We start from the raw sequence: 26012 nt of genomic DNA on the forward strand, positions 1-26012 counted from the left end.
AGAAACGCCCCTTGAGTGAGACAGCGACCGTTGAAAACGAAGACTTCCAATCCAAAGCCTCAGGAGTGGGCTTACTCATCGCTGCTGTCGGAGTGGTTTACGGGGACATTGGCACCAGCCCCCTCTACACGCTGAAAGAAGTATTTTCCGGTCACTATGGTGTTCAGGTAAATCACGACGGCGTGCTGGGCATTCTGTCGTTGATCTTTTGGTCACTAATCTGGGTCGTCTCGATCAAATACGTGCTGTTCATCCTTCGCGCCAACAACCAGGGTGAAGGCGGCATTATGGCGTTGACGGCTTTAGCCCGCCGGGCCGCCGCCCCTTATCCGCACATGAGCAAGGTACTGGTGCTGCTCGGCCTGTTCGGGGCGGCACTGTTTTACGGGGACAGCATGATCACCCCGGCGATTTCGGTGCTCTCTGCGGTTGAAGGGCTACAACTGGCGTTCGACGGAATAGAGCATTGGGTTGTGCCGCTGTCAGTGGTCGTGTTGGTGGCGTTGTTCTTGATACAAAAACACGGCACCGCTCGCATCGGCATTCTGTTTGGCCCGGTCATGGTGCTGTGGTTTGTGGTGTTGGGTGCACTCGGGATCTACGGTATTTTGCAGCGCCCCGAAGTGCTGCAAGCGCTTAATCCTGCGTGGGCCGTGCAGTTTTTTGTAGCTCATCCGGGAATGGGTGTGGCGATTTTGGGCGCCGTCGTGTTGGCATTGACCGGTGCTGAAGCGCTGTATGCCGACATGGGCCACTTTGGTCGCAAACCGATTTCTCGCGCGTGGTTCATTTTGGTGTTGCCAGGGCTGGTGCTCAATTATTTTGGCCAGGGTGCACTGATCCTGGAGAATCCGGAGACTGTGCGCAATCCGTTCTATCTGCTCGCGCCGAGTTGGGCACTGCTGCCGATGGTCGCGCTGTCCACACTGGCGACCATCATTGCTTCTCAAGCCGTGATCTCCGGTGCTTTCTCCCTGACGCGCCAGGCCATCCAGCTGGGTTACGTCCCTCGCATGTTTATCCAGCACACCTCCAGTCAGGAGCAGGGACAGATCTACATCGGCACGGTTAACTGGGCGTTGATGGTCGGTGTCGTGTTGTTGGTGATTGGTTTCGAGTCGTCCAGTGCTTTGGCCGCAGCTTATGGTGTCGCTGTGACGGGGACCATGCTGATCACAACAATCCTGTCTTCGGCTGTCGTCCTGCTCCTGTGGAAAACGCCGCGCTGGTTGGCCATCCCGATACTGCTCGGATTTTTGCTGGTAGACGGTCTGTATTTCGCGGCCAATGCGCCGAAGATTTTTCAGGGCGGTGCGTTCCCGGTGATTGCCGGCATCGGCCTGTTCATTTTGATGACGACCTGGAAGCGGGGCAGGAAGATTGTTGTTGAGCGGCTGGATGAAACCGCGCTTCCTCTGCCGCTCTTCATCGGCAGCATCCGTACGCAGCCTCCCCATCGCGTGCAAGGCACCGCGGTGTTTCTGACGGCCAGGGCCGATGCGGTTCCTCATGCGCTGCTGCATAACCTGATGCATAACCAGGTTTTGCATGAACAAGTCGTGTTGCTCACGGTAGTGTCTGAAGACAGCCCTCGCGTAAGTGCTGACAGAAGGTTTGAGGTCGAAGCCTATGGCGAAGGATTCTTCCGGGTCAGTCTGCACTTTGGTTTTATCGAGGAGCCTGACGTACCCATGGCCTTAAGTCTGTGTCATTTGAATGAGCTGGATTTCAGCCCGATGCGCACGACCTATTTCCTCAGCCGGGAGACAGTGATCCCCACCAGGCGCTTTGGGATGGCGCGCTGGCGAGAGAGCTTGTTCGCGTTTTTGCTGAAAAACGCCAACAGCAACCTGAAGTATTTCAAATTGCCACTGAACAGAGTGATTGAACTGGGAACTCAGGTAGAGATGTGAGGGACAAACAAGGCCGCCTCTGCGGCCTTTTCCTTCAAAGCGCCCATGGTCAGATGACTTTAACGGCCCGGCCAATGAACTGCACCGGTCCTGTGGGCTTGCCGGTCGGTGATCCACTGGGATTTTCAAGAGTCAATTCAAAGAGCTGGTTGGGTTCCAGCGGCGGTAATTTATCCAGAGGGACTGAAAGCGTTTGCCCTGGTTTGACCAGTCCAAGGGATACCGGTCCTTGCCACCCGTCCGCTTTGGTCCAGAACTCAAGTGCTTTATCGGTTGGGACTTGCGCTACCCCCAAAGGTATCAGTTGGATTTTTCTTGGGTTGCTCGCCTGAATGACCCAGCCGGGCGCCTGATTCTGCGGGGCCACCAGAACGACCAGGTAGGTGGTCGGATTTACCGGAGCTGTTTGTATCAGTAGTACTGCTCCGAGCAACAGCGTCGCGACAAGACCTGTTCCCGCGAGCCCACGCCAAAGCGGAAGAAGGTTCCACCATGAAATTGGCTTCGCGGCGGCGGCCACTCCTGATGCTCGCCGGTCATTGCTGTTCAAGCTGCGTTCGATTCGCCTCCAGAGTAGCGGAGTGGGGTTCTGCGGTTCAGCCAGTTCGGTCAACGCAAGCAAACGCTGTTCCCACGCATCGACAGCAGCTCGCAAATCGGCCTCCTGAGCGATACGCTTTTTTATCTTGATGCGTTGCTCTGCCGACAACGTGCCTAACACATACTCACTCGCCAGTTCGTCAATGTTGTCGGGGTTGTCATCCTCTGGGCTTATAGTCATCCCATGCACTCCCGCAATACCACCAGACTGCGTTTGATCCAGGCTTTGACGGTCCCCAGCGGTGCGCCCAGTTTCTGCGATATTTCGGAATGCGAATAGCCGTCTACGTAAGCATGAAGGATACAGTTGCGACGCACCGGCTCCAGTTGCTCAAGGCACACATAAATACGTCCTGTACGGGCTCGATAATCGAAGTTGTCCACACTCTCTGGCGATGTTTCCATGGACGCTAAAGCTTGCAGTGCCATTTCGCTGTGCTCGCTGACTTGCACCTCCCGGGCGTTATCTCGCATGAAGTTCAGCGCCAAATGCCGCGTCACGCTGTAGATCCAGCCACGCGCAGAGCCTCGCGTCGGATCGAAACTGGCGGCACGAGTCCATATCTTGATAAAGACATCGTGCACGATGTCTTCGGCCAAGGCGTTATCGCGAGCGATTCGCTTGGCAACCCCCAAAAGACGAGAACTTTCCTGCTCATACAAGTCCCGCAATGCCTGCTGCTCGCCCCGGGCGCAAGCAGCCAGGCAGGTTTCATAGTCAAAACAGGGCTCAGGTAGAGACAAGGTTTTCAGCCGTCAGCAGGTGGTAGATACCCAGCCATTGGGCTGGGGTTCCATCAGAGTAGACGACTTTGTGCGCTACCAGCCTATTCTGGATCGTTGGCTTAATTGGCTGCCCAAAAAATATAGTCAGCCTGATATTTCACTACCTCGCGTTCGCCTTTGTTTGCGGCGGTGCATGCGGTCATGGGCGCTACGCCGCCTTTTACGGCCACCCGCTGGATATAACTGACATTGCTCATCGCGCCTTTGCCTTCCGCAGGGTTGGCCTTGACCAACTGATAAGGGAGGTCACCAGTACCTGTGGGTGCTACCGCCAGTTGCGTCCCGGTTATTTTAGAGCCGTCTTTGGCTTGCCAGGTGGCAGGCGGCCCGAAGTAGGTGCCGACCTGTTTGCCGCTGCGATCATTAAGTACTGCTTTGGGCCCGACGAAAGTCCATTCAGTCTGGCCGGCGGCGTTCGCTTTGTCGCGACACTCATACGTGATTTCGCCCACGCCCACGGTCTCCAGCGCGACCTTGTGACCGTCAGGGACCTTGATGCTGTCGGGCAGATCTGTTTGTGCATAGGCAGCTGGTATTGTGACCAGCAAGCAGGTGGCAGCAAGCGTATGACTGACAATGCCCAGGACTCGTTTAGCGTTCATGCAAATCTCTCCAGAAGGTGATCAGTTCAGCAGCTATGGCTACTACCTGTACTACCCATTGGAGGATGAACTGGATGCAGCTAGTTGAAAAAATATCAGTGTTGGAAGGTTTGTGGGTTTCACGACCGACGCCGGATTTCTTGTAACCGCCGAACGCGGCGTGCGCCGGGTACAGGTGGTAGCAGTTGGTCCACACACGACCGGCCTTGATGGCGCGGCCCATGCGATAGGCGCGGTTGATGTCGCGGGTCCAGAGGCCGGCACCCAGGCCGAACTCGGTGTCGTTGGCGATGGCCAGGGCTTCGGCTTCGTCCTTGAAGGTGGTGATGCTCACCACCGGGCCAAAGATTTCCTCCTGGAACACGCGCATTTTGTTGGTGCCCTTGAGCAGGGTCGGCTGGATGTAATACCCGGTCGTCAGGTTGCCCTCTTGCACCAAGGCACGGGATGGGCAGGTGCAGACTTCGCCCTGGTTGAAGAACGCCAGCACCAGCCCTTCGGCGGCTTTTTCGATGAAGGTTTCTTCGGCTTGCATGATGCCGGCGAAGAAGATGTTCGGCGACTTGCCACCCAGCTCCACGGTGGATGGAATGATGTTTTCGGCGGCGCATTTCATGATGTGCGAGCCGACCGGGGTCGAGCCGGTGAAGGCGATCTTGGCGATGCGTTTGCTGGTGGCCAGGGCTTCGCCGGCTTCTTTGCCGAAACCTTGCACCACGTTCAGCACGCCCGGTGGCAGCAGGTCGCCGATCAGCTCCATCAGCACGGTGATGCCCAGCGGTGTTTGCTCGGCAGGCTTGAGCACCACGCAGTTACCGGCCGCCAGGGCCGGGGCGAGTTTCCAGGCGGCCATCAGGATCGGGAAGTTCCACGGGATGATCTGCCCGACCACGCCCAGCGGTTCATGGATGTGATAGGCCACCTGCGCAGCCGGACGCAGGCTTCGCCAGCTGTTACAGGGGTGTTTCAGTGGATTTTCTTCACTGGCTGGCTATTTCAGATACCAGCCCCATGGCTGGTCGCTGACGTATTCGGTCACTTGCTTCACCTCCAGATAATTTTGCAGCCCCCATTGGCCGAGTTCCCGGCCAATACCGCTGTGTTTCATGCCGCCCCACGGTGCCTCGACGAAGGTGGGTTGCGAGCAGTTGACCCAGACAATCCCGGCGCGCAGTTGGTTGGCGACGCGGGCGGTACGTTGCAAATCAGCACTCATCACGGCGGCGGCGAGGCCGAAGCGGCTGGCGTTGGCCATTTGCAAGGCTTGCTCTTCGGTCTTGAAGCGCTTGATGCACAGCACCGGGCCGAACACCTCTTCGCGCCAGAGGATGCTGCTTTGTCCGGGCTCGTCGAAGATGGCCGGTTCGATGAAATAACCCTCTGGCAGATACGCCGGCTGCCGACCTCCGGTGAGCAGGCGTGCGCCGCTGGCCAGTCCCTGATCGATAAAGCCGAGGACCTTGTCGTGTTGACCCCGGCTGACCAAAGGGCCCAACAACACGCCAGGTTCCAGCCCCGGGCCGATGGTGATCTTGCGGGTTTCCTCAACCAGTCGCTCGATCAACCGCGAGGCGATGTTTTCCTGTACCAGCAAGCGTGAAGTGGCGCTGCACACCTGGCCCTGGTTCCAGAAAATCCCGAACAGTATCCACTCCACCGCTGCTTCGACATCGGCGTCGTCGAACACAATCAACGCAGACTTTCCGCCCAGCTCCAGGCTGATGTTCTTGATGTCGCGAGCGGCCGCCGACATGATTTTAGCCCCGGTGGGCACACTGCCGGTGAAGGCCAGTTTGTCCACGCCGGGGTGTTCGGTGAGTGGACCGCCGGCGTCGGCTCCAAAACCGGTCACGACGTTCAGGACCCCGGCCGGCAGACCGATGCGGTCGGCGGCCGCAGCCAGTTCCAGCGCCGTCAGTGGTGTCAGTTCGGACGGTTTCAACACCAGCGTGGCCCCGGCGGCCAAGGCGGGCGCGACCTTCCACGCGGCCATCAGCAGCGGGTAGTTCCAGGGGATGATCTGCCCGGCAACGCCGATCGGTTCATGGCGGATGCGGCAGCGAAAACGCTCGTCCGGCAGCGCCAGCAGTTGGTCCTGCTGTTGATCCAGTTCCCTGGCCAATCCGGCGTAGTAACGAAAGCAACCGATCGCATCGCCAACGTCCCACTGCGCTTCGGGCAACGGTTTGCCGTTGTCGCGCACTTCCAGTTCAGCCAACGCCTGTTGACCACTGTCCAGTTCATCAGCCAACGCTTCCAGCCACTGCGCGCGCTCGGCGCCAGTGGTTTGGCTCCAGCCGTTATCGAACGCTCGCCTGGCGGCGCGCACCGCATGATCGACGTCCTCTTCGGTGCCCGCGGCGACCCGATGGAAAGCCTGTCCGGTGGCCGGGTCGATGACGTCCAGGTAACCGCCCAGATCCGGGCTGACCCACTCGCCGTTGATGTAAAGCTGATCACGCATGGTGAGACTCCTGGACGCCAGTTCGGCGGTTTTGCAGGTGACGGGAAGTGAACAGCAGCGCCAGCGACGCGCAGATGATGACGGTCGAAACCGCGTTGATCTCCGGGGTCACCCCGCGGCGGATGGATGAAAAGATGTAGATCGGCAAGGTTGTTTCGGAACCGGCGACGAAGAACGCGATGATGAAATCGTCGAAGCTGAAGGTGAACGCCAGCAGAAAGCCGGCCATGATCGCCGGACTGATCTGCGGCAGGGTGACCCGCCAGAACGTTTGCATGGGGGGGGCGTAGAGGTCGGCCGAGGCTTCCAGCAAGGCCTTGTCCAGTGAATCGACGCGGCTGCGCACGATCACCATGACCAACGCCATGGTGAACAGCGAGTGCGCGGCGATCACGGTAAAGAAGCCCATGTTCAACCGTGGAACGCTCGGTATCCAGCTCGCCAGCAACGGGTTGATCAGGTCGAACAGGCTAATGAACGCAATCAGCGTCGAGATGCCGATGACGATCCCGGGCACGATGATTGCGCAATAGGTCAGCGCATCGAACAGCAACCGCACTTTGGCGCCGGCACGTTGCAAACCGAACACCGCGAGCGTGCCGAACAGCGTGGCAATCACCGCTGAAGTGAAGGCAATGAACGCACTATGGCCCAGCGCCTCCATGATGAACGGGTTGCCAAACGCGCGACCAAACCATTGCACCGAGCAGCATTCGAACGCCAGGCCACTGCGCCCGGCGTTGAAGCTGAACAGCACGATCAACGCGATCGGTGCGTAGAGAAACAGGTACAGCGAAGTCGAATAGCTGCGCAGCCACATGTCACAACCCTCCGTCGGCAGGGCGGCCGCCATAGCGCGCCACCAGTTTCAAATACACGCCGATGATCAGCAGCATCATCGCCACCAAGGTCATCGCCAGCGCGCTGCCGAAGGGCCAGTTGCGCGATTGCAGAAACAGGTCGACCAGTGCGTTGCCGACGAAGAACACTTTGCCGCCACCGAGAATGGCCGGGATCAGGAACTCGCCCATCAACAGGATGAACACCAGCATCACCCCGGTGATGATTCCGGGCGCGGAGAGTGGCAGAGTGATCCGCCGGAAGCTTTCGAAAGCGCTGGCACCCAGGTCTGCCGAGGCTTCGAGCAGACGCTTGTCGAGTTTTTCCAGGCTGACGTAAATCGGAAACACCATCAGCGGCAAGTAGCCGTAAACGATGCCGATCAGCACCGCCCACGGCGTATTGATCAGCCGCACGTCTTCAAGGCCAACGCTGGCGAGCAAGGCCGGAATGCCCTTGCCGCTGAGGATGAAAATCCAGGCGTAAGTGCGGATCAGGAAACTGGTCCAGAACGGCACAATCACCAGCGTCAGCAGCAGCGAGCGGTTCTTGCTGACCTTGACCGCCAGAAAATACGCCAGCGGGTAAGCCGCCACCAGGCACACCAGCGTGCCCAGCGGCGCCAACATCAGCGTGTTACTGAACGCCGCGCCACGGGAACCGAGGTTCAAGTAGTTGGCCAGCGTGAAGCCACCGGCGTAACCGCCCACGGCACTGCGCTCGCCGAAACTGAAGACCAGGATGATCACCAGCGGCATCAACAACAGCAGCAGGAACCACAAGGTCGAGGGCAAGAGCATCAGCAGGGTGATCCGCCGGCCGAGGCTGCGCCGTTGGCGAACCTCGACCGACAGGGCATTGCCCGGCTGCACCGTTTGCGGGTGGGTGGTGGCGTTCATGGGGGACTCCTCATTGGCCATGGCCAGGCGATCAGGCGGACTTGAAGCGAGCCATCAGTTCGGCGCGCGCCGGGCTGGTGAGCGTCGCCGCGGCACCGAACTCCAGAGGACTGAGCGCTTCGGCGGCCGGGTACATGATCGGATCGTCGAGCATGGCGGTGGGCAGCAGCGCATCGACGCGTTTGTCGCCGCTCGGGTAACCGTGGCTCAACACTTCGAGCTTGTTGTGCTGCGGATCGAGCAGGTAGTTGATGAAGGCGTAGGCCGCGTCCTTGTGCTCCGAGCTTTTGGGAATGGCAAAGAAGTCACTCCACAGTTCGCCACCTTCCTTGCCCAGTTCGAACTGCATCTGCGCGTTGTCGCGGTGCAACTGAGAGGCATCGCCGGTCCAGGACATCGCCAGCCAGGCATCGCCGCTGCGCATTGACGGCTGGATGTCGGAGTTGATGGCGAACAGGTGCGGCTTGACCTCGATCAGCAGTTTTTCGGCATCGGCCAGTTCTTTCGGGTCCAGGGAATTGAAGCTATAGCCGAAGCTTTTCAGCGCGTTGCCGATGGCGGTCAGTTGGTAGTCGTGAACCATCGTCCGGCCACTGGCGGGGCCTTGAGCTGCTGCCCAGAATTCTTTCCAGCTGGCGGGGCCGTTCTTCAGTTTGCCGGCGTCGTAGAGCATGCCGGTAGTGCCCCAGTTTTTCGGCACCGCATACACCTTGCCGTCCACCGTTCCTTGGGCCATGAATTTTTGCTGGAAAGCCGACGCCTCAAAGTTGGGAATGCGCGACAGGTCCAAGGGTTCGATCAGGCCCAGGCCAACGTAAGTGCTGATGGTGTAGTTGGTCGGCACCAGTACGTCCCAGCCACTGCCACCTGCCTGCAATTTGGCAAGCATCTCTTCGTTGGAACCGAACACGCTCATCGAAACGCGCGCACCGGTGGTTTTGGCGAAGGTGTCGAGGTTTTCCTGGCTGTGGTAATTCGGCCAGGTCGCCAGCGACAGGCGATCGCCCAGCTTGGCCTGCTCGGCGGCCTCGGCGGTGGAGGTCAGCAGGCCGGGCATGTTGGTTGCGACCACCGCTGCGGCAATTCCCAGGCCTGTGCGACCAAGGAACTCGCGGCGGCTGATCGAGCCGTTCTGCCAGCTACGCAGGGTTTTGATAAACGTCTTCTGGTCCATAGCACGCTCCACATTCGGTTGATGAAACGAATCGATGATTTACAACGCCATGGCCAGGCCATTGGCGTGATCCCAGCCGACGCTCACTGCCGCGCCGTGTTCGAATGCATTGGCGCCGTGATCCTGCTGGCGCGGCACACGCACGCAAACCACGCCAAAGGCTTGGGTGCGCACGCGGTATTCGGTGGAGTTGCCGAGGTAGATGCGGTCTTCCACGTGGCCTTGCAGCTTCACTTCGCGGGTCATGTCGGCGTTGGCGCTGGCGATGCTGATCAGCTCCGGGCGCACCGCGATGCAACCGGCGACGTCTGCGCTCAAGGCTTTGCCGGTGGGCGTCAGTGGGCTGGTCAGTTCCAGTCCTTGCTCGGTGCGCAGCACTACTGAATCGCCCTGCATATGGTGAACCGTGCCGTTGAACAGATTGGATTCGCCGATAAAGTCGGCCACGTAACGGCTGGCCGGCGCCTCATACAGTTGTTCCGGGGTGGCGGTCTGGATGATCGAGCCGTTGTGCATCACGCTGATGCTGTCACTCATCGACAAGGCTTCTTCCTGATCGTGGGTGACTAGCACAAAGGTGATGCCGACTTCGCGTTGCAGGCGCAGCAATTCAGATTGCATTTCCTTGCGCAGCTTGCGGTCCAGCGCCGCCAGCGGCTCGTCCAGCAGCAACACGGTCGGTTTGTTGACCAGCGCCCGGGCCAGGGCCACACGCTGCTGTTGGCCGCCGGAAAGCTCACTCGGCTTGCGTTGGCCGAAGCCGCTCAGGCGCACCATTTCCAACGCTTCATCAGCCATGCGCAGTTGGGTTTTTTTGTCGGGTCGCGGGGTGCGATAACGCAGTCCATAGGCGATGTTCTGCGCCACTGTCAGGTGCGGGAAGAGGGCGTAATGCTGGAACACCATGTTTACCGGCCGTTCAAACGCCGGCACTCCGGCAACGTTCTTGCCCGACAGGCGCACTTCGCCGCTACTGGGCTGTTCGAAGCCGGCGATCATGCGCAGGGTGGTGGTTTTGCCGCAGCCGGAACCGCCGAGGAAGGAATGGAATGAGCCGCGACGCACCGCGAAGTTCAGGCCATTGACGGCTGACACCTCGCCATAGCGTTTGACCACATTGCAGAATTCGATATCGCTTGGCGAAGTGTCGTTCACGCTGTTGTTCACGAGACGGGCTCCCTTGCAGTGATGAATCAGTGCGTCGGGGGCCAAACTAGCAATCGGGGTTTTGCGCTGTATATATCCCTTGGGGGATAGAGTCGGTTTCAGGTGTCAGGCTTCGACGACCAGTTCCTGGCCGGTAAGGTCGCGGATAAACAGCCCGAGCAATTCGGACTGGCTGCCGATGCCGAGCTTGGCGTAGATGTTCTTGCGGTGAATTTTCACCGTGCCAGGACTGATGCTCAGTTGTTCGGCGACCGAGGCGCTGGAGTGACCGCGTAGCAGCAACTGCACGATCTCTTGTTCGCGGCCGGTGAGGATGTGCGCGCCGAACTGATCGAAGGCTTCGCGGATCTTGAAGTCCAGGTCCTGCGCCGGGCGTGGTTGCTGGGCTTGACGCAAACGCCAGGCTTCATTGATGACCTGTTCAACCACGGCCTGCGCGCACTCGATCAACTGCATCTCGTCACGACCAAAAGCACAGCTGGCGGTGGATCGCATCAACGACAGAACGGCCATGGCGCCGCCACCGAGGTCGACGAAAAACGCCACTTCTTCAGCCAGCCCGGTTTGCTGGTAATACGTCAGGTAATACTCGCCGAGGTAGAAGTGGTCGGGTGCGAACTGTCGCAAACGCCACAGTCCAGGCGCTTGCCCGCGAGTGCATGCCAGGTAGAACGGATCAAGTAAATAGGGCCCGCACTGATAGTCATCGACATACACCGCACGCTTGTCGGCTGCGAAGGTGTCGAACAGCGCCAACGGCCGATGATTGCCTTCGTAGACGAACAGAACGAAGTGATCGACCGGGCATACTTGCCGCAACCAGTGACTTAAGCCTGCCAGCCGCGCATGCCCGGGAGGAAGGTCCAGTAAATGGGCAACACCGGAGGTCCAGAGTTTCAGTTCCTTGGGGCGCATGGCGGCTTCAAGCAGGATTGGGTTGCGTTTAGATGCACAATTTACGCCATGGCTGTTTTGGCCTTGCAGGGCGGGGCGCATGATGTCGAGTCGTTGAAAAGACGCCCCGTAACAGGGCCGGATGTTACCGAGTGCTACAGCGAGGCGGTCGACTTGTGTTTTTTTTTTGTGTTTTGTGTACATATCCGTTTCTGTGGTCACGGCGACTAGCATCAAGATCAAAAGCTGTAGGCGAGCTAATGCTCGGCCTGTTTCACGCCATGCGAGCAGGCTCGCTCCCACAGGGTTGTGGAGTGAACCCTACCTTTTGGAACTGGCCCAAATCACTGTGGGAGCGAGCCTGCTCGCGATGACTATTTGAAGGGCGATACAGAAACCCCGTATCGCCCACACCGCCGAACGCGGCGTGCGCCGGGTACAGGTGGTAGCAGTTGGTCCACACACGGCCGGCCTTGATGGCGCGGCCCATGCGATAGGCGCGGTTGATGTCGCGGGTCCAGAGGCCTCGGCATCGCCCATTCGGACTAGGCAGGGATGACGTTTCTGTCGTGTGCCGCTGCCACCAAACTCGAAGGCCAGAGGGGTGTCGCTTCATGCGTGCCCCGCCTAACGAGCAGAAGGCGCCGCGATGGAGTTTGCATTCAGCGACGAACAGGAAATGATCCGCGCATCGGCCGAGGGCTTTCTCGCCGATGTCTCGGATTCTGCCGCCGTGCGAGCGGCGATGGTCAGCGAGCGAGGTTTTGACGAAGTGCTGTGGCAGCGCCTGTGCCGCGAAATGTACTGGCCGGCGATTCATATTCCCGAAGCGTACGGCGGCCTGGGACTGGGCTTTGTCGAGCTGTCGATTTTGCTGGAACAGATGGGTCGGCGCTTGCTGTGTTCGCCGTTTTTCGCCACCGCCTGCATGGCCACGCCAGCGCTGTTGCTGGCCGCCAACGAACAACAAAAACAACGCTGGCTGCCCTTGATCGCCGACGGCAGCCTCACCGCTACGCTGGCCTTCAGCAGCGCCAATGGCTGGGCGGCCAAGGATGTTCAGGCCACGGTGGTGACCGAGGGCGAGGGTTTTGTGCTGGATGGAACCCTCAATCATGTGCTCGACGGGCACAGCGCTGAGCTCTTGATCATCGCCGCACGGGTTCCAGGATCGACCGGCGAGGCGGGCATCAGCCTGTTCGCCGTGGACGCGGACCGGGCGGGGATCGAGCGTCAAATGTTGCCGACCATGGACCAGACTCGTCGTCAGGCACGGGTTCAGCTCAAGGGGCTGTACCTCAGCGCTGACTGCCTGCTCGGCGAGTTCGGCGCGGGCTGGCCGCACCTGGAGCGAGTCCTGCAACTGGCTTGCATCGGCCTGGCTGCCGAACAGACCGGTGGCGCGCAGCAGGTGCTCGACCTGAGCGTTGCCTATATGCAGGAACGCCAGCAGTTCGGTCGACCCATCGCCAGTTTCCAGGCGCTCAAACACCGCGCCGCCGACATGATGCTGCAGGTCGAATGCGCACGTTCGGCCAGTTATTACGCGGCCTGCGTGGCCCAGGAAGTCCTCGATCCTGAAGGCGACCCGCAGGTGGCCGCCGAGCTGTCGCTGGCGGCGGCGCTGGCCAAGGCGCAGTGCTCTGAAACCTATTTCCACTGCGCGTCCGAGTCGATCCAGTTGCACGGCGGCGTTGGTTTCACCTGGGAATACGACCCGCACCTCTACTTCAAACGCGCCCGCGCCAGTGAAAGCTTTCTCGGCGCACCTGCCTGGCATCGAGAGCGCATTGCCGTGGCGATTCTTGGGGAGCAGCCATGAAAATCAGTTTCAGTGAGCAGGACGAGCGCTTCCGTCAGGAAGTAGCCGACTGGTTGAGCGCGAACCTGTGCGGTGAATTCGAGCCCCTGCGTTTTCGCGGCGGCCCGGGTGACGAACATATGTTTCCCGAGGAACGCAAAGCCTGGGAACGCAAACTCGCCGAGGGCGGCTGGACGTGTGTGGGCTGGGCGCCGGAGCACGGTGGGCGTGGTCTGTCGATCAGCCAGCAAGTGATTTTCCACGAAGAGTACGCCCGCGCTGGAGGCCCGGGACGCATGGGGCATATCGGCGAAGGGCTGGCCGGCCCGACCATTGCCGCGTTTGGCACTGCCGAGCAGCAACAGCGCTTTCTGCCGGGCATCGTCAACGGCACGTCCTTCTGGTGCCAGGGCTATTCCGAACCGGGGGCCGGGTCCGACCTGGCCAACGTCAAGACCCGCGCGGTGCTTGATGAAGCCCGCGGCACTTGGGTGATCAACGGACAAAAAGTCTGGACCTCCCTGGCCCATGAGTCGGACTGGTGTTTTGTGATCGCCCGCACTGAACCGGGCAGCGTTGGCCATCGCGGCTTGTCCTTCTTGCTGGTGCCCATGGCCCAGGCGGAGATTACCGTGCGGCCGATCGAGCAGCTCACAGGCACCTGCGAGTTCAACGAAGTGTTCTTCGATGATGCCTGCACCGACGCCGCCAACATCATCGGCGCGCCGGGCGAGGGCTGGAAGATCGCCATGGCGTTGCTCGGTTTCGAGCGCGGGGTATCGACCCTCGGCCAGCAGATGCAATTTCACAATGAACTGAATGAAATCATCGCCATCGCCCGGGCCAATGGCGCCGCGCGCGACCCGATCCTGCGCCAGCGCCTGGCCGAAGCCTGGAGCGGGCTGCGGATCATGCGCTACAACTCGCTGCGCATGCTGTCCGGGGCGCAAGACGGTTCGCTGCGCAAGGAAGCGACCATCTACAAACTGTTCTGGTCCACCTGGCACGCCAGCCTCGGCAAGCTGGCGATGGACGTCCTCGGCGCCGAGGCCGAAGTGCTTGAGGCCGCCCCCTATCAACTCACCCGTTTGCAATCGCTGTACCTGTTCAGTCGCGCCGACACCCTCTACGGCGGCAGCAACGAGATCCAGCGCAACATCATCGCCGAGCGCGCCCTGGGAATGCCCAAAGAACCGCGCCTGCGCACCTGACCAAGGAGTTTTCCATGTCTGTTCCCAACTATGTTGCAGGTCACGGCCTGTTGCGTGACAAGTCGGTGCTGATCACGGCTGCGGCGGGGGCCGGTATCGGTTTTTCCGCCGCGGTGCGTGCCGCCGAGGAGGGTTGCCGCGCCTTGATGATCAGCGATATCCATGAAGGCCGGCTGGCAGAAGCGGTGTCGAAAATCCGCGAAGCGACCGGTCTGCAACAGGTCTTCGGTCAGGTCTGCAATGTCGCTGACGAAGCTCAGGTTCAACAGCTGATTGCCTGCGCCGAGCGCGATCTGCAGGGCGTCGATGTGCTGATCAACAACGCCGGTCTTGGTGGTTCACGGCTGCTGGTGGACATGACGGACGAGGAGTGGAACCGGGTCCTCGATGTGACGCTCACCGGCACCATGCGCATGACCCGTGCGATGTTGCCGAAGATGATCGAGCGGCGTGCCGGGGTCATCGTCAACAACGCTTCGGTGCTGGGCTGGCGGGCGCAGAAAGAGCAGTCGCACTACGCCGCGGCCAAGGCCGGGGTCATGGCGTTGACCCGTTGCGCCGCGGTCGAGGCCGCCGACTACGGAATCCGCATCAACGCGGTGAGCCCGAGCATTGCGTTGCACGATTTCCTGCGTAAGTCCGCCCCTCAGGCAGTGCTTGATCAACTCGCCGCCAACGAAGCGTTTGGTCGTGCCGCCGAGGTCTGGGAAGTGGCCAACGTGATGATGTTTCTGGCCAGCGACTACAGCTCCTACATGACCGGCGAAGTGTTGTCGGTTTCCAGTCAGAGGGCTTGAACATGCCACGTATTTTCGACACGCCCCTCGCCTTGCACGATGCCGTGGGAGAGGTGCTGGGCGTCAGCGACTGGCTGGTGCTTGCGCAGGACCGCATCGACCGGTTCGCCGAGGCGACCGGTGATTACCAGTGGATTCACGTCGATCCGCTCAAGGCAGCCAGCGGTCCGTTCGGCGCCTGCATCGCCCATGGCTATCTGAGCCTGGCGTTGGTCAATCTGTTTTTACCGCAGATCGTCGAGGTGCGCGGCATTGCCATGGGTGTCAATTATGGCTGCGAGCGGGTGCGCTTTCCCACGGTGGTGCGTGTTGGCTCGCGGGTGCGCGGCAGTGCGCAATTGATGGCGGTCGAGGAGGTCAAGGGCGGCGTTCAGGCGACCATTCGCGTCAGCGTCGAAATCGACGGCGAGGAACGTCCCGGCTGTGTGGTCGACACCATCAGCCGTTACTACCCCGCGTGAACCCTTTAGCAGAACATTCGAGGAATCCAGCATGAAAGAAGCCGTCATCGTTTCGACCGCCCGTACCCCGATCGGCAAAGCCTTTCGCGGTGCATTCAATGACACCGACGCCCCGCAGCTCGGCGGCCATGTGGTGCGCGAAGCCGTGCGTCGCGCCGGCATCGAGCCGGGCGAAGTGGACGATGTGATCATCGGCGCGGCAGCGCAGCAGGGCACGCAGTCTTATAACCTGGGGCGTCTGTGCGCGATTGCCGGCGGCTTGCCGACCTCGGTCGCCGGGATGGCGGTCGAGCGCCAGTGTTCATCGGGGCTGATGAGCATTGCCATGGCCGCCAAAGGCATCATGTGCGATGAAATCGACATCGCCGTGGCCGGTGGCCTGGAGTCGATTTCGCTGGTGCAGAACAAGCACAAGAACCTGTACCGCAATCAGTCAGGCTCGGTGATCGAGCTTGATCCCCGCGCCTACGTTCCGATGATCGAAACCGCCGAGATCGTCTCCGCGCGTTACGGTATTTCCCGCGAGGAACAGGACGAATACAGCTATCAGAGCCAGGTGCGTACCGCGCTGGCCCAGAGTAATGGATTGTTCGACCGTGAACTCGCGCCACTGACCAGCCGCAAGGCGATCTTCGACAAGGCCAGTGGCGAAACCCGCTTTGAGACCGTCACCTTGCTGCGCGACGAGTGCAACCGCATCGACACCACCCGCGAAAGCCTGAATGCGCTGGAACCGGTGTGGCCGGGCGGTCAGTGGAGTGAAAAGGGCCGCTTCATCACGGCCGGCAACGCCTCGCAGCTGTCCGACGGTGCTTCGGCCTCGGTGTTGATGAGTGCCAAATTGGCCGAGAAGCGTGGCCTGGAGCCGCTGGGGATTTATCGCGGGATGGCGGTCGCTGGCTGCAACTCCGACGAGATGGGCATCGGCCCGGTCTACGCCATCCCGAAACTGCTCAAGCGCCATGGCCTGACCGTGGACCACATTGGCCTCTGGGAGTTGAACGAGGCGTTTGCCTGCCAGGTGCTGTATTGCCGCGACACCCTGGGCATTCCCCCCGAACGCATGAACGTCAATGGTGGTGCGATTTCGGTGGGCCATCCCTTCGGCATGTCCGGTGCGCGGATGGTCGGTCACGCGTTGGTCGAGGGGCAGCGCCGCGGATTGCGTTACGTGGTGGTGAGTATGTGCATCGGCGGCGGCATGGGTGCCGCCGCACTGTTCGAGGTGCTCTGAATGATTAGTGCACAACAGATTCAAGCGACTATGGCGCGTTATGTGGAATTGGTGGATGCCGGTGATATCGACGCAATCATTGCGCTGTATGGTCAGGACGCGGTAGTCGAAGACCCCGTCGGCCAACCGCCGATTCGGGGCCTTGTCGCCATCGAACGTTTCTACCGTGAAGGGCTGGGCGCGAGCAAAGTCTCGGCGACCCTGACCGGCCCGGTTCGGGCGACACTCAACGGTTGTGGGGCGATGCCGTTTCGGGTCGACATGGAGTGGTTCGGGCAACCGTGTTCGCTTCATGTGATCGACGTGATGGAGTTCGATGCAGACGGCAAGATCCGCTCGATGAAAGCCTATTGGAGCGAGGCGAACCTAACCCCCCAAAGCCACGCATAAATCCCCGTAGCAGCTGCCGAGCCTGCGAGGCTGTGGTGAGGGGATTTATCCCCGTTGGGCTGCGAAGCGGCCCCTGTTTTTTCCAGCCACACCGCGTCCAATGGATTACGACGGCTTCGCCGCCGAACGGGGCGGTGCGACGTTTCGATAAATCCCCTCACCACAACCTCGCAGGCTCGGCAGCTGCTACAGGGCGCGTTCCTGAGGCGTGGCGGCGAGCAAATCGCGATTCTGCGTCTGCCCGGTTTCGTAGAAGGCCTTGAGGTTCTCGGCGATCTCACGCACGACGTTGTTGAACGCCTTCGCCAGCAACCATTCCACCAGTCGGCCACCGCGCAGGCTGTAGTTCATTTGGGTGGTGATGCGTGTCGCGTCACCCTCAGCCTGCAAGGCATAACTGAAGCTGGCTTCGCGGAACGGGAAGGGCGCGCCGCCGCTGGCCTTGTGCAAAATCAGCACAAAACCGACACCTTCCTGCCATTGCACCACGCTCTCATCCAGCCACTGCCCCCCTTTGCGGAACACCCGGCGACTGGCGCCGAGCCCTTCGCGTGCACCGGGATGAAACTGGCAACCGGTCAGGCCCGGCACGTAATGCGGGGCGAGGCTCAGGTCGCGCAGTTTGGCCCACGCGGCTTGTGGGGTGAGGTCGAGCAAGACGCTGTGGCGAGCAATCGCGGGCATATTGGAATTCCTCTTGTTCAATGGGATTGCGCTGCATCGAGAAACGCCGGGCGTTCGCCACCGCCGTGTACGGTGATGTCCGCGCCGCTGACATAACGTGCCAACGTTGAGGCCAGGTACAGACAGGTATCGCCGATGTCTTCCGGAGCCGCCAGGCGTTGCAGCGGGATGGTCGCTGCTACCCGGGCAATGCTCGCCTGATCGCCATAATGCATGGCCGCCTGCTCGGTGAGAATCAACCCGGCCGTCACAGCGTTGACCCGCACTTTGGGCGCCCATTCCACCGCCAGCGAACCGGTCAGGTTCAGCAGCCCGGCCTTGGCCGCACCATAAGCGGCAGTGCCCGGCGAGGGACGCGTCGCGCTGACGCTGCAAATATTGATGATTGCGCCACCGTCGGTTTGCGCCTGCATCACCTGATTGGCCTGCTGACAGAGATTCAGCGGCGCCAACAGGTTGAGGCGGATGATCGCTTCGCTAAAGCGCGGCGAGGCATTGGCCGCGTCGGCATTCGGCGAACCACCGGCATTGTTGACCAATACATCGAGGCGACCGAAACGCTCGACGATACTGTCGATCAACCGGCCGGACTGCTCGACATCCCGCAGGTCGCAGGGCAGAAACTGCGCCTCGCGCCCAGCGCTGGCAGGCAGGGTGTCCGGTGCTTCGCGACCGCAGATCACCACGTCAGCACCACAGTCGAGAAAACGCTGACTGATGCCGCGACCGACTCCTTTGCCACCACCTGTGACCAGTACCACTTTGCCGCGAAAGTCCAACGGATCAAGCATGGGATGCCTCGTTCTATCGCTCGGGAATGCTGCCGATGCTAGGTCCGTAGCACCCACAGGCCAACGTCCGAAAAGACTAGGGCGACGTAGTCCTGTCGGACGATGTTGTTTGCCCGGGCGCTCGGAATAATCCGGCGACAACAACAGGCCGGGAGGACACCTTATGGACGCATCAGCGCAAGGGCACTTCGTTACGCTGCCGGATGGTTTGCAGCTGCACTATTTGGATATCGGCGGGCAGGACATCGGCAGCGGCGAGCCGGTGATTTTTATTCACGGCAGCGGGCCGGGCGCCAGCGGCCACAGCAACTTCAAGCAGAACTACCCAGTGTTTGTCGCGGCAGGCTACCGGACCATCGTCCCGGACCTGCCGGGTTATGGCGCATCGGATAAACCCGACACCCTCTACACCCTGGACTTCTTTGTCGCCGCCTTGTGCGATCTGCTCGATGCCCTGGATATCCAGCGATGCCTGCTGGTCGGCAATTCTCTGGGCGGTGCGATAGCGATCAAACTGGCCCTCGACCAGCCGCAGCGGGTCAGCCGGCTGGTGCTGATGGCACCCGGCGGCCTGATGGAAAAAGAACAGTATTACTTGCAGATGGAAGGCATCCAGAAAATGGGCGCGGCCTTCGCCAAGGGTGAACTGCACGATGCGGGCGGAATGCGCCGGCTGCTGGCGCTGCAACTGTTCGATGAGTCGTTGATCAGCGACGCAACGGTCAATGAGCGGGTCGCAGTGGTGCGACAGCAACCGGTCTGCGTGTTGTCGACCATGCAAGTGCCGAACATGACCTCGCGCCTCGGCGAGTTGCAGTGTCCGATCCTCGGTTTCTGGGGCATGAACGACAAATTCTGCCCGGTTTCTGGTGCGCAAACGATGATGCAACACTGCCAGAACATTCGCTTTGTCCTGCTCAGCGAATGCGGGCATTGGGTGATGGTCGAGCACCGTGAACTGTTCAATCGCGAGTGCCTGGCATTTTTCCAGGAGGCACAGCGATGAGCGTGCAACTGCGCCGTCAATTCGGCGAAGAGCTGTATCAGGCGTTGCTGAGCGGCACCACCCTCGCGCCGCTGACCGAGCGCTGGCCATCGATCAGCATCGAAGACGCCTACCATATTTCCCTCTACAGCATCGAGCGCCGGGTGGCCGCCGGTGACCGGATTGTCGGCAAAAAAATCGGCGTGACGTCGGCGGCGGTCCAGCAAATGCTCAATGTGCATCAGCCGGATTTCGGCTTCATCACCCGGCAGATGTCATTCGCCAATGACGCACAAATCTCCCTCGCCGCGAACAAGCTGATCCAGCCGCGCGCCGAGGGCGAGATTGCCTTCAAGCTCAAGCACGATCTGATCGGCCCCGGTGTTACCGAAGCCGACGTGCTGGAAGCGACCGAATATGTGATGCCGTGCTTCGAGATAGTCGACTCACGGATTCATGACTGGCGGATCCGCATACAAGACACCGTCGCCGACAACGCCTCTTGCGGTGTGTTCGTGCTGGGCGATGCTCAGGTCGATCCACGGACGCTGGATTTGCCCAACTTGCGCATGCGTGTGTTCAAGAATGGTGAGCCTCTCAGCGAAGGTTTGGGCTCGGCGGTGCAGGGTAATCCGCTGACGGCCGTGGCCTGGCTGGCCAACACTTTGGGTGCTTTCGGTATTCCGTTCAAGGCCGGGGAAATCATTCTCTCAGGCTCTTTGGTGCCGCTGGAGCCTGCGCGTGCGGGCGACCTTTTTTCCTTGACCATCGATGGCCTGGGCAGTGCCCAGGTGTCCTTCTGCGCCTGACCTGTGGGGTTTAACCGGATGAGCAAGAAACTCAGAGCGGCCATTATCGGCCCGGGCAATATCGGCACTGACCTGCTGATGAAAATGTACCGATCGGAATGGATCGAGCCGGTGTGGATGGTCGGCGTCGACCCCCAATCCGAAGGCCTTAAACGCGCCCGTGAATTGGGCGTAAAAACCACGGCCGAGGGCGTCGACGGGCTGCTGCCCCATGTGCTCGACGATGATATTCGCATCGCCTTCGATGCCACCTCGGCCTACGTGCACGCGGAAAACAGCCGCAAGCTCAACGAACTGGGGGTGATCATGATTGATCTCACGCCCGCGGCCATCGGCCCGTTCTGCGTGCCGCCGGTCAATCTCAAGGAGCATGCGGCGACGTTGGCGATGAACGTCAACATGGTGACGTGCGGTGGCCAGGCGACCATTCCGATGGTCGCGGCAGTGTCGCGGGTCCAGCCGGTGAGTTACGGCGAGATCGTCGCCACCGTGTCCTCCGGTTCGGTCGGCCCGGGCACTCGCCAGAACATCGACGAATTCACCCGCACCACGGCCGGTGCGGTGGAGAAGATCGGCGGCGCCCGACGCGGCAAGGCCATCATCGTCATCAACCCGGCCGAGCCACCGCTGATGATGCGCGACACCATCCACTGCCTGACGGATGACGAACCGAATCAGGACGCCATTCGCACCTCGGTGTTGCAGATGGTCAAGGAAGTGCAGCGTTATGTTCCCGGCTACAAGCTGATCAATGGCCCGGTGTTTGATGGGCACAAGGTGTCGATTTTCATCGAAGTCGAAGGCCTCGGCGACTTCCTGCCAAAGTCTGCCGGCAACCTGGACATCATGACCGCTGCGGGGCTGCGTACCGCCGAGATGTTCGCCGAAGAAGCCCACAAGGGCACCCTGCAACTGCCAGTCCGTTGAGTGGAGAATTGCCATGAATTTGCAAGGTAACAGCGTCCGTCTGCACGACATGAGCCTGCGCGACGGCATGCATGCCAAACAGCATCAAATCAGCCTGGAACAGATGATCTCGGTAGCGACCGGTCTCGATGCGGCCGGCGTGCCGCTGATCGAAATCACCCACGGCGATGGTCTGGGCGGTGCGTCGCTGAACTACGGTTTTCCCGCCCACAGCGACGAGGAATACTTCGCGGCGGTGATCCCGCGGATGAAACAGGCCAAGGTTTCGGCGCTGTTGTTACCGGGTATCGGCACCCTCGATCATTTGAGAATGGCCCATGAACACGGGGTGTCGACCATTCGCGTGGCCACCCACTGCACCGAGGCGGACGTTTCTGGCCAGCACATCGGCATGTCGTCGAAGATGGGCCTGGATACCGTCGGCTTTCTGATGATGGCGCACATGGTTAGCGCAGAAAAACTGCTGGAGCAGGCGCGGTTGATGGAGAGTTATGGGGCCAACTGCATTTACTGCACTGACTCGGCTGGTTACATGCTGCCTGATGAAGTCACCGAGAAAATCGCTGCATTGCGAGCTGGGCTGAGCGCCGGGACCGAAGTCGGTTTTCACGGTCACCACAACATGGGCATGGCGATTGCCAATTCCCTTGCCGCGATCGAGGCGGGCGCCGCCCGTATCGACGGTTCGGTGGCGGGGCTGGGCGCAGGGGCGGGCAATACGCCGCTCGAAGTGTTTGTCGCGGTGCTTGAGCGGATGGGCGTCAACAGTGGCATCGACTTGTACCGGATCATGGACGTTGCCGAAGACCTGGTAGTGCCGATGATGGACCAGCCGATCCGCCTCGACCGCGATGCACTGACCCTGGGTTACGCCGGGGTCTACAGTTCGTTCCTGTTGTTCGCCAAACGTGCCGAGCAAAAGTACGGCATTGCCGCACGTGAGCTGCTGGTGGAACTGGGTCGACGCGGCACCGTCGGCGGTCAGGAAGACATGATCGAAGACCTGGCGCTGACCCTGTCACGTTCGCGGGGTGTCTTGCCAACCTGATCTGGCGACAGCACAAAAAGCCACCGGCCTTGCTTGCAGGCCCGGTGGTTTTTTTATGGGAGCAGATTACGCACCAGCGGGGGATAGCAATTGATGGCACTGGCCGAGCAACTGAAGAACGCAGTGGTCGGTCGGTAGGCTTCATTCTTGAACAGCTGACACAGACTGGCGGTGCTGCTGGCGCAGACGATGATGAACAGGGCACAGGTGGCTTTTCGCATAGCGAGCCTCGACACGGATTTTATTGTTGTAGAGGCAAGGTATTGCGGCTGGCGGAACGTGGCTTCGTCCGAATGGACTACAGGCCCCTGTGGGAGCGAGCCTGCTCGCGAAGGCGGTGTGTCAGCCGACATCAATATTGATTGTGCCGACCTCTTCGCGAGCAGGCTCGCTCCCACAGGTTTTTGTGTGTTGCCTGGGATTTGTGTGCGCCCCGAATCCCCTGTGGGAGCGAGCCTGCTCGCGATGGCGGTGTGTCAGGCGACATCGATGTTGAATGTGCCGCCCTCATCGCGAGCAAGCTCGGCTCCCACAGGTTTTGCGAACTGTCTGGTATTTACGTCAACCCCGCCGGGCGAGGGCGCCCATAGCCATGAACAGTGCAGCAATGGCCCGTGCTTCATTGAGTTCGCCGCGGGCCACCAGGTCGGGGATCTGCGCCAGCGGCACGCGCAGGCATTCCAGCGGTTCGGGCTCGTCGCCGACCAGTTGACAGGGACTCAACTGTTCGGCCAGCACCACCCGGTAGCGATGGCACAGGTGACCCGGTGCCAGGGTCAGTTCACCCAGTTCGCTGAGGCGTGCAGCGCGCATCCCGACCTCTTCGCAGAGTTCGCGTTGCGCCGCTTGCAGATAGTCTTCATCAGGCTCTGCGCCGCCCTTGGGCAGGCCGAGCACGGTTTTTTCGACACCGACCGCATATTCACGCACCAGCAACACATGCAGCGGATCGGGCATCGCCACCAGCATCACCGAGCGATAGCCGGTGCCGCGCAGACGCTCGTAAACCCGCTGCTGGCCGTTGCTGAATTGCAGGTGCAAAGCTTCGATCTGAAAATAGCCGCTTTCAGCCAGCAATTCAGTCTTGAGGATGGTCGGACAGTTGCGCATGGTCAGGCCCCTGGTTGGGATAAAGCCACTGTGCGCCGTGCCGGGATGGCCGCCATCGTCCGAGCGGACGAGGGCGGAGGTTGAACGCTAACCGAGGGTCGCCACGCTGCGCAGGATTAACCGCACAAGCATGGTCTGGCGGGTCACGCCGGTCTTGGAGAACGTTGACCGCAGGTGTGCCCGCGAGGTGTTGCGGCTGATGCCCAGCTCCTCGGAGGCTTCGTCGAGGGTTAAGCCGTTGGCCAACAACATGGCCAGTTGAGTTTCGGCCGGGGTGAAGTCGAACAGCGCGCGGACGATCTCCTGTGGTGCGGTGGATTGTTGTTCCGGGTCGCTGATGAAAATCACCACGGTGGGGCATTGTTTGCCTTCGCTCCAGTCCGACAACGGCACCGAGCGCACGATGATCCCCAGGTCCGCCCGCCCGGACGGCCGTTGCACGCGCAGGGCTTCGACCACCGACGGGTTGCTGCTTTTTTGCGAGAGCAGCGATTGTTTCACCAGGCGCCGGAACTCTTGAGTGTCTCGCGCGGTGCCGACTTGCAGGCCGTCATTGACCAGTTTGATGCCGTCCTTTTCCTGGATCAGCCGATCGGCGACCTGGTTGGTTTGCAGCACTTTGCCAGCCTCGTCGAGGATGATCGTACCGACCGCCAATTGATTCACCGCGCCAGCGTAGAGGTTGCGCTCGGCTTCGATGCGATTGAGCTGCATGTGGATTTTGATCGAGCGTTCCAGGTGCGGAATGAAGTGCGTCAGCAAGGCTTTCTCTTCGTTGCCGAAGGCCTTGTCATCGCGTCCGCGACTGATGCGGATACGGCACTGGGCGCCGTCGCAGGTGTTGATGTCGGCGCCGAGGATGTGAAAAACATCCACCGGTTCTAGGAAATTCTTGTAGAACTCCGAGTGCTGCCAATCGTCGTTGGACACGAACTCGGCGAGGGTCACCACCTGGCGGTTGGGCAGGTCGACGAACGGGTCGAGGGTGAAAAAGTGTTTGTTATACGACGCGGTCGCCTCGGTCGACGTGCCAGTGGTGTTGACCATCAAGCCATCCACATGCGCGCTGGGCGGACGCAGGATGAAGGTCACGTACTTGCTTTCCAGGTACACGTTGAGCTGGTTGAGAAAGGTCGCCCAGGGAATGGTTTCCAGCGGTCCCTGATAGAGGTTGCCGATCAAATCACTGAACGTATCGAGGCTGAGGCTCTGCTGCATAGGGAAAACCGTTCTTATTATTAGCGTTGGCGGTGGCCGAGAATAAGCGCCGATATCGACTCCTTGCAACGCTCGGGCTCAAGGCCTGACGGGCGGCTGCCGGTCAGGCGCAGGGAGCGCGACAGGCCGCTGTGTTCAGGCCCGTTCGGTGGCGCGCACGACGAACCGTTTTTGCTCCAGCACGTCGGCCGAGAGCGCCGCGACGTCGGTGTAGAACTGCTCGTACCAGCGGCGCAACTGATAGACCGGGCCATCGCCGTCACACAGCAGCGGGTTGTCGACGCGGGTCTTGCTGTGCCAGATCGTCACGTCTTCGTAGAAGGCTTCCTGTGCTTGCTGCACATAGGCCTTGGCCATCGCCTGATTCTGTTCTTCGCTGAGACCGGGAATCTTTTTCACCAGCACGCCGTAGCGCAGGGTGAAGCTGTCGAGGTCGATCGGCACATGGCAGTTGAGCAGGATCGAATGGATCGGCTGGCCATTCATCGCGCCGGTCATCTCGGTGATCTGGTAGGCTGGGCCGAAGTAGGTGGCCACGGTGCTCAACGCGCTGTCGCCGGACAAGCGCTCACTGCGGGCGCTCATGATCTGGGTGGCCAGGTGACCTTCGAAAACGTTGCTGAACGCCTCGACGGGGGCGCCATGCACCGTGCCGAAGTGCGCCATGTCGGCGATGTTGTCGATCAATTCGCGGCAGTTGGTGCCGATCTGCAGTTCGGCGACTTCCCACGCGGCCCACTCGTCACTGAAGCAGGCGTCAATGCGCGGGATGCGTTGCTCAGGGAGCGGCGGGTTGCCTTCCGGGTCATTCCAGACGAACAGCAACTGGTTTTCTTCCATGAGCGGCCAGCTCTTGAGCCGGGCCCGTGGGGGAATGCGTTTGGCGTAAGGAATGTCATCGCAGACACCATCGGCACCCCATCGCCAGGCGTGGAACGGGCAGCGAATCGAGTTGCCTTCAACGCAACCGGTACTGAGGTCGGCGCCCATGTGCGGGCAGTAGCCATCCAGAATATGCAGCTCGCCGTCTTCGCCCTGAAAGGCCACCAGCCGGGTGCCGAACACCTCCAGGCGATGGGCTTTGCCGTCGCGGTATTGGGCGGCCAGACCCAGACAATGCCAGCCACGGGCGTAGCGGTCTTCCAGCAGTTTGGCTTCGATGCGGTGCAAGGTACTCATCTTATTATTCTCCCAGGGTTCACGGGTT

The 26012-nt window shown here is 60.7% G+C and carries 26 protein-coding genes and 2 pseudogenes; 11 read left to right on the forward strand and 17 right to left on the reverse strand.

Annotated features, from left to right (window positions below; genetic code table 11):
* Positions 1-11: 11 nt before the first annotated feature.
* Positions 12-1913 carry a potassium transporter Kup gene (locus tag ACYZUA_RS13115; RefSeq protein WP_461963414.1) on the forward strand — a complete coding sequence of 634 codons (1902 nt, stop codon included), beginning with the start codon at positions 12-14 and terminating at the stop codon, positions 1911-1913.
* A 49-nt stretch (positions 1914-1962) separates the two neighbouring features.
* On the opposite strand, the gene ACYZUA_RS13120 is transcribed toward ACYZUA_RS13115, so the two are convergent.
* The 11 genes and pseudogenes from ACYZUA_RS13120 to ACYZUA_RS13170 all read right to left on the reverse strand — a co-directional run.
* Complete coding sequence (locus tag ACYZUA_RS13120; protein ID WP_461963416.1) at positions 1963-2694, reverse strand: anti-sigma factor; 732 nt, start codon at positions 2692-2694, stop codon at positions 1963-1965.
* Positions 2691-3257, reverse strand: coding sequence for a sigma-70 family RNA polymerase sigma factor (locus tag ACYZUA_RS13125; protein ID WP_461963417.1), 567 nt, complete (start codon positions 3255-3257; stop codon positions 2691-2693). The genes ACYZUA_RS13120 and ACYZUA_RS13125 overlap by 4 nt, the downstream gene beginning before the upstream one ends.
* Before the next feature lie 101 nt (positions 3258-3358).
* Positions 3359-3901 (reverse strand): DUF3455 domain-containing protein, encoded by a 543-nt coding sequence (locus ACYZUA_RS13130; RefSeq protein WP_461963418.1) that lies wholly within the window; start codon positions 3899-3901, stop codon positions 3359-3361.
* A 109-nt stretch (positions 3902-4010) separates the two neighbouring features.
* A pseudogene (locus ACYZUA_RS13135) lies at positions 4011-4823 on the reverse strand (aldehyde dehydrogenase family protein); the annotation flags it as partial.
* A gap of 69 nt (positions 4824-4892) precedes the next feature.
* Positions 4893-6365, reverse strand: coding sequence for an aldehyde dehydrogenase family protein (locus tag ACYZUA_RS13140; RefSeq protein ID WP_461963419.1), 1473 nt, complete (start codon positions 6363-6365; stop codon positions 4893-4895).
* Positions 6358-7185 carry an ABC transporter permease gene (locus ACYZUA_RS13145; RefSeq protein ID WP_095128548.1) on the reverse strand — a complete coding sequence of 276 codons (828 nt, stop codon included), beginning with the start codon at positions 7183-7185 and terminating at the stop codon, positions 6358-6360. Before ACYZUA_RS13145 ends, ACYZUA_RS13140 begins: the two co-directional genes overlap by 8 nt.
* 1 nt (position 7186) lies before the next feature.
* The gene (locus ACYZUA_RS13150) at positions 7187-8104 is read right to left on the reverse strand and encodes an ABC transporter permease (RefSeq protein ID WP_461963420.1); all 918 of its coding nucleotides are present in this window, start codon (positions 8102-8104) and stop codon (positions 7187-7189) included.
* A gap of 31 nt (positions 8105-8135) precedes the next feature.
* Positions 8136-9278: an ABC transporter substrate-binding protein gene (locus ACYZUA_RS13155; RefSeq protein WP_461963421.1), complete on the reverse strand. Its 1143-nt coding sequence runs from the start codon at positions 9276-9278 to the stop codon at positions 8136-8138.
* 39 nt (positions 9279-9317) lie between these two features.
* A complete protein-coding gene (locus ACYZUA_RS13160; RefSeq protein WP_461963422.1) occupies positions 9318-10445 on the reverse strand; it encodes an ABC transporter ATP-binding protein in 1128 nt (375 codons plus the stop codon).
* Between the two features lie 105 nt (positions 10446-10550).
* Complete coding sequence (locus ACYZUA_RS13165; protein ID WP_461963423.1) at positions 10551-11360, reverse strand: response regulator transcription factor; 810 nt, start codon at positions 11358-11360, stop codon at positions 10551-10553.
* A 376-nt stretch (positions 11361-11736) separates the two neighbouring features.
* Positions 11737-11865, reverse strand: a pseudogene (locus tag ACYZUA_RS13170) (aldehyde dehydrogenase family protein); the annotation flags it as partial.
* A gap of 123 nt (positions 11866-11988) precedes the next feature.
* Here ACYZUA_RS13170 and ACYZUA_RS13175 point away from each other — a divergent pair.
* From ACYZUA_RS13175 to ACYZUA_RS13200, 6 genes are read left to right on the forward strand one after another with little or no spacing between them, the layout of a single operon-like run.
* Complete coding sequence (locus ACYZUA_RS13175; RefSeq protein WP_461963424.1) at positions 11989-13161, forward strand: acyl-CoA dehydrogenase family protein; 1173 nt, start codon at positions 11989-11991, stop codon at positions 13159-13161.
* A complete protein-coding gene (locus ACYZUA_RS13180; RefSeq protein ID WP_461963425.1) occupies positions 13158-14351 on the forward strand; it encodes an acyl-CoA dehydrogenase family protein in 1194 nt (397 codons plus the stop codon). Before ACYZUA_RS13175 ends, ACYZUA_RS13180 begins: the two co-directional genes overlap by 4 nt.
* 14 nt (positions 14352-14365) lie before the next feature.
* Complete coding sequence (locus tag ACYZUA_RS13185) at positions 14366-15148, forward strand: SDR family oxidoreductase (protein ID WP_461963426.1); 783 nt, start codon at positions 14366-14368, stop codon at positions 15146-15148.
* A gap of 2 nt (positions 15149-15150) precedes the next feature.
* Positions 15151-15609 (forward strand): MaoC family dehydratase, encoded by a 459-nt coding sequence (locus ACYZUA_RS13190; RefSeq protein ID WP_461963427.1) that lies wholly within the window; start codon positions 15151-15153, stop codon positions 15607-15609.
* Between the two features lie 31 nt (positions 15610-15640).
* Positions 15641-16843, forward strand: a complete 1203-nt coding sequence (locus tag ACYZUA_RS13195; protein WP_461963428.1) for an acetyl-CoA C-acyltransferase — start codon at positions 15641-15643, stop codon at positions 16841-16843.
* Positions 16844-17233, forward strand: a complete 390-nt coding sequence (locus tag ACYZUA_RS13200) for a steroid Delta-isomerase (RefSeq protein ID WP_461963429.1) — start codon at positions 16844-16846, stop codon at positions 17231-17233. It abuts the gene before it with no gap.
* Between the two features lie 186 nt (positions 17234-17419).
* Here the strand turns inward: ACYZUA_RS13200 and ACYZUA_RS13205 are convergent, their stop codons facing one another.
* Both ACYZUA_RS13205 and ACYZUA_RS13210 read right to left on the reverse strand, forming a co-directional pair.
* Positions 17420-17917 carry an SRPBCC family protein gene (locus tag ACYZUA_RS13205; protein ID WP_461963430.1) on the reverse strand — a complete coding sequence of 166 codons (498 nt, stop codon included), beginning with the start codon at positions 17915-17917 and terminating at the stop codon, positions 17420-17422.
* A gap of 17 nt (positions 17918-17934) precedes the next feature.
* Positions 17935-18708, reverse strand: a complete 774-nt coding sequence (locus ACYZUA_RS13210) for an SDR family oxidoreductase (protein WP_461963431.1) — start codon at positions 18706-18708, stop codon at positions 17935-17937.
* Between the two features lie 163 nt (positions 18709-18871).
* Here ACYZUA_RS13210 and ACYZUA_RS13215 point away from each other — a divergent pair, with 163 nt between their 5' ends.
* From ACYZUA_RS13215 to dmpG, 4 genes are read left to right on the forward strand one after another with little or no spacing between them, the layout of a single operon-like run.
* On the forward strand, positions 18872-19714 hold the full coding sequence (locus ACYZUA_RS13215) for an alpha/beta fold hydrolase (RefSeq protein ID WP_461963432.1): 843 nt from the start codon (positions 18872-18874) through the stop codon (positions 19712-19714).
* Complete coding sequence (locus ACYZUA_RS13220; RefSeq protein WP_461963433.1) at positions 19711-20502, forward strand: fumarylacetoacetate hydrolase family protein; 792 nt, start codon at positions 19711-19713, stop codon at positions 20500-20502. Before ACYZUA_RS13215 ends, ACYZUA_RS13220 begins: the two co-directional genes overlap by 4 nt.
* Before the next feature lie 18 nt (positions 20503-20520).
* Complete coding sequence (locus ACYZUA_RS13225; protein ID WP_415760026.1) at positions 20521-21429, forward strand: acetaldehyde dehydrogenase (acetylating); 909 nt, start codon at positions 20521-20523, stop codon at positions 21427-21429.
* 13 nt (positions 21430-21442) lie between these two features.
* Positions 21443-22477 (forward strand): 4-hydroxy-2-oxovalerate aldolase, encoded by a 1035-nt coding sequence (dmpG, locus tag ACYZUA_RS13230; RefSeq protein WP_461963434.1) that lies wholly within the window; start codon positions 21443-21445, stop codon positions 22475-22477.
* 53 nt (positions 22478-22530) lie between these two features.
* Here the strand turns inward: dmpG and ACYZUA_RS13235 are convergent, their stop codons facing one another.
* From ACYZUA_RS13235 to ACYZUA_RS13250, 4 genes are all read right to left on the reverse strand, one after another.
* A complete protein-coding gene (locus ACYZUA_RS13235; protein ID WP_415760027.1) occupies positions 22531-22698 on the reverse strand; it encodes a hypothetical protein in 168 nt (55 codons plus the stop codon).
* 340 nt (positions 22699-23038) lie between these two features.
* Positions 23039-23587 carry an ADP compounds hydrolase NudE gene (nudE, locus tag ACYZUA_RS13240; protein WP_403144318.1) on the reverse strand — a complete coding sequence of 183 codons (549 nt, stop codon included), beginning with the start codon at positions 23585-23587 and terminating at the stop codon, positions 23039-23041.
* Between the two features lie 87 nt (positions 23588-23674).
* On the reverse strand, positions 23675-24805 hold the full coding sequence (locus tag ACYZUA_RS13245; RefSeq protein ID WP_046054842.1) for a helix-turn-helix transcriptional regulator: 1131 nt from the start codon (positions 24803-24805) through the stop codon (positions 23675-23677).
* A gap of 135 nt (positions 24806-24940) precedes the next feature.
* A complete protein-coding gene (locus tag ACYZUA_RS13250; protein ID WP_095128528.1) occupies positions 24941-25984 on the reverse strand; it encodes a Rieske 2Fe-2S domain-containing protein in 1044 nt (347 codons plus the stop codon).
* Positions 25985-26012 lie beyond the last annotated feature (28 nt).

The sequence above is a fragment of the Pseudomonas sp. LS2P72 genome (genome assembly GCF_054897865.1).